Below are 3,670 nucleotides of genomic sequence, written 5' to 3' on the forward strand. Positions count from 1 at the left end.
ATATAATAGTTGAAAACGCTTAAAAAAGGGGAAACATTATGACAAAAACCATTGCAATTAACGCTGGAAGCTCTAGCTTGAAATGGCAACTTTACCAAATGCCAGAAGAAAAAGTGCTTGCAAAAGGGTTGATTGAGCGAATTGGATTGAAAGATTCTATTTCTACAGTTAAATTTGATGGTCGCTCAGAACAACAAGTCCTTGACATTGACAACCATACTTTGGCAGTTAAGATTTTGCTTGATGACTTGATTCGTTTTGATATTATTAAATCTTATGATGAAATTACTGGTGTTGGACACCGTGTCGTTGCAGGTGGAGAGTACTTCAAAGAGTCTACAGTCGTTGAAGGCGATGTCTTGGAAAAAATTGAAGAACTAGGACTTCTTGCTCCATTGCACAACCCTGCAAATGCTGCTGGAATTCGTGCCTTCAAAGAATTGTTGCCAGAGATCACAAGTGTAGCAGTCTTTGACACATCATTCCATACAACAATGCCAGAAAAAGCCTACCGTTATCCATTGCCAACTAAGTACTATACAGAAAACAAGGTTCGTAAGTACGGAGCGCACGGTACAAGCCATCAGTATGTTGCTCAAGAAGCAGCAAAATTCTTGGGACGTCCACTTGAAGAGTTGAAATTGATTACCTGCCATATCGGTAATGGTGCTTCTATCACAGCTGTTAAGGGTGGTCAATCTGTTGATACATCCATGGGATTCACTCCACTTGGTGGTGTTATGATGGGAACTCGTACAGGAGATATTGACCCAGCCATCATTCCTTATTTAATGCAATATACAGAGGACTTTAACAAGCCTGAGGACATCAGTCGTATCCTCAATCGTGAGTCAGGGTTGATGGGTGTTTCAGGTAAGTCTAGTGATATGCGTGATGTTCAAGCAGCGATGGAAGCAGGTGATCCTGATGCAACCTTGGCTCTTGAAATGTACGTTGACCGTATCCAAAAACACATCGGCCAATACTTGGCTGTCCTAAACGGAGCGGATGCTATTATCTTTACTGCAGGAGTTGGTGAAAATGCAGCTGGTGTACGTGAAAAAGTTATCACTGGTATTTCTTGGTTCGGTTGTGATGTAGATCCAGAGAAAAATGTCTTTGGTGTGACTGGCGATATCTCAACAGAAGCGGCAAAAATTCGTGTACTTGTTATTCCAACGGATGAAGAACTCGTTATTGCGCGTGATGTTGAACGTTTGAAAAAATAACAGATCAAAAAATCGACCTTTCTTATTGAAGGTCGATTTTTTTCATCGAGGAGAGCTACCATTTAGTCAGTGAAACTTCACCACTATTGAGCCAAATTTTTTCACCAGTGGCTAATTCTATCTGTAGTTGTCCTTGGTCAGAGATGTCACAGGCTTTTCCTGAGATAGTTTGGTGATCTTGCTTAAAGGAGACTTCTTTTCCTAAAACGATAGAGTGCTTTTTATAGAGATAGAGGAGTTCATCGGCTTCTGTTTCGTAGAAACATTTCCAGATTTCAGCAATCAATTCATTGCGAGTAATGGGAGTATTTTGAGTAAATAGGCTTCCAGCTTTAGTTTGTAGATTCTTGGGAAAATCAGCGATAGAAAAGTTGATCCCGACCCCAATGATAACATCTGTAACGAGTCCAGTTTCGACGGAGGTAATGGCTTCTGTTAGAATACCAGCAATTTTTTTCTGGTTCAGATAAATGTCATTGACCCACTTGATATCCACATCAATCAAACTAAGATTCTTGATAGCCTTGTAGATAGCCCCAGCTGTTAGAAGTGTATAGGCGGGAAGCTTCTGGTAAGGGAGATTGGGTTGTAGGTGAAGGGACATGTAAATTCCCCCCTTATCTGGAGAATAATAGGGACGTTGAAATCGACCGCGTCCCATAGTTTGGCTAGTGGAAAGGTAGAGTTTATCCCCTTTAGCACCAGCTTCCATAGCCTCTTTAGCATCGGTTTGGGTAGATTTTGTTGAGGGTTTAAACTGGACAGTAATGGAACTATTCGCTTCGATTTCCTGAGGCAAGATAAGGTCACCGTCCAGAAGTTTATACCCACGATTTTTGATACTGTCAATCTCCAGCCCTTCTTGTTGGAGACGTTGGATCGCCTTCCATACGGAAGTTCGAGATAGGTTTAATCTCTCAGCTATTTTTTCTCCGCTTAGATAATCAGTTTCAGTAGCTAGTATTTTATAGACTTCTTGGTAGGATTTCATGCTAGACCCTTTCTGGAATAATTAGACTTATTGTACCATATTTTTAAAAAAGGGATAGCGATTTTCAAGTAATCTTAGCTAACTATAAAATTTTACCCAGTTTTAGTTAGGAGTATAGAGGCAAAGAGGTTTTCAAATCTCTTGAAAAATGGTAAAATGTTTTAATAACTTATTTATCTGAATGTGATATTCAGAAGGAAAGGATCTGTTGTGAAATCAATAGGTGTCATTGAAAAGTTAAAAAGTTTATCGAAACAAGAAGGACTTCTTTTAGGAGTTATTCTGAGTATTTTTCTCCCTTTTTATCTTTTTGTTATTATTTTTATCTCTTACTTACTTTGGTTAGTATATACCGGGGAGATGAAGGGAATCTTGAAACGTTTGTCTCAACACCCTATCTTACTCTTTTTTATTGCTTATAGCACTGCAATTTCTCTTCTAGCACAAAATGTGATGGGAGTAGTTTCTTCGGTGGCCATGTTTCTGTTTGCCATCTTCTTTTACTATTACCAAGCTCAATTGACTCCTAAATTTTTCAGGTTGACGATTGAAGGAGTTTTAGCCTCAAGTGTCTTGGCAGCAGTCTTTGCAGCCTTGGAACATTTCCAAATTGTAAAGAAATTTGATTATACCTTCCTCTCACCACGAATGCAGGTTTGGCATCAAAACCGAGCGGAGGTTGCCTTCTTTAACCCTAATTACTATGGAATTATCTGTTGTTTCTGTATCATGATTGGTTTTTATCTGATTAGCACAACTAAGTTAAGGTGGTTACGAATCTTTTCTATGATTGCCATCTTTGCTAATTTATTCGGTTTAAACTTTACGCAGAATCGTACAGCTTTTCCAGCCATCATCTTTGGAGCCATCATTTACCTCTTCACGACTATTAAGAACTGGCGTGCTTTCTGGCTTAGTATTGGAGTTTTTGGGGTTGGTTTAGCCTTTCTATTTTCGAGTGATTTAGGTGTTCGAATGGGAACCTTAGATTCATCTATGGAAGAACGTGTTTCTATCTGGAATGCTGGAATGGCCTTGTTTAAGCAAAATCCATTCTGGGGTGAAGGACCGCTAACCTACATGCACTCTTTCCCTCGTATTGGAGCACCTTATCATGAGCATGCTCATAGTATTTATATAGATACGATTTTGAGTTATGGAGTTGTCGGTACCGTTCTCTTGGGGATTGCCTCTGCCACTCCAGTACGAATGTTGATTGATATGAGTCAAGTACCTAGTAAGCGTCCTATCCTTGGACTTTACCTCTCTTTCTTGACAGTAGTAGCTGTGCACGGAATTTTTGATTTAGCGCTATTTTGGATTCAATCATCTTTTATTTTCCTGTTAGTGATGTGTAGTTTACCACTAAAACATAGTATGATTGATGAATTAGTTGATTAAGAAAAAGATAGTAGAACTAACATTTTCTACTATCTTTTTTGGCTCTTTG

The 3,670-nt window shown here is 39.1% G+C and carries 3 protein-coding genes; 2 read left to right on the forward strand and 1 reads right to left on the reverse strand.

Going from position 1 to position 3,670, the window contains the following annotated elements:
- Positions 1-38: 38 nt before the first annotated feature.
- Positions 39-1,229 carry an acetate kinase gene (locus SINDD18_RS01030; protein WP_061862774.1) on the forward strand — a complete coding sequence of 397 codons (1,191 nt, stop codon included), beginning with the start codon at positions 39-41 and terminating at the stop codon, positions 1,227-1,229.
- A gap of 55 nt (positions 1,230-1,284) precedes the next feature.
- On the opposite strand, the gene birA is transcribed toward SINDD18_RS01030, so the two are convergent.
- Positions 1,285-2,220 carry a bifunctional biotin--[acetyl-CoA-carboxylase] ligase/biotin operon repressor BirA gene (gene birA / locus SINDD18_RS01035; protein ID WP_061862775.1) on the reverse strand — a complete coding sequence of 312 codons (936 nt, stop codon included), beginning with the start codon at positions 2,218-2,220 and terminating at the stop codon, positions 1,285-1,287.
- Between the two features lie 210 nt (positions 2,221-2,430).
- Between birA and SINDD18_RS01040 the strand changes: the two genes are divergently transcribed.
- The gene (locus SINDD18_RS01040) at positions 2,431-3,621 is read left to right on the forward strand and encodes an O-antigen ligase family protein (RefSeq protein WP_061862776.1); all 1,191 of its coding nucleotides are present in this window, start codon (positions 2,431-2,433) and stop codon (positions 3,619-3,621) included.
- The last annotated feature ends 49 nt before the right edge of the window (positions 3,622-3,670 follow it).

The sequence above is a fragment of the Streptococcus infantis genome (genome assembly GCF_001579645.1).
GTDB lineage: Bacteria > Bacillota > Bacilli > Lactobacillales > Streptococcaceae > Streptococcus > Streptococcus infantis_E.

Excerpts from the sequence above, each read along its gene's own strand:
- SINDD18_RS01030 (WP_061862774.1), top strand. The coding sequence starts at position 39 with ATGACAAAAACCATTGCAATTAACGCTGGAAGCTCTAGCTTGAAATGG.
- birA (WP_061862775.1), bottom strand. The coding sequence starts at position 2,220 with ATGAAATCCTACCAAGAAGTCTATAAAATACTAGCTACTGAAACTGAT.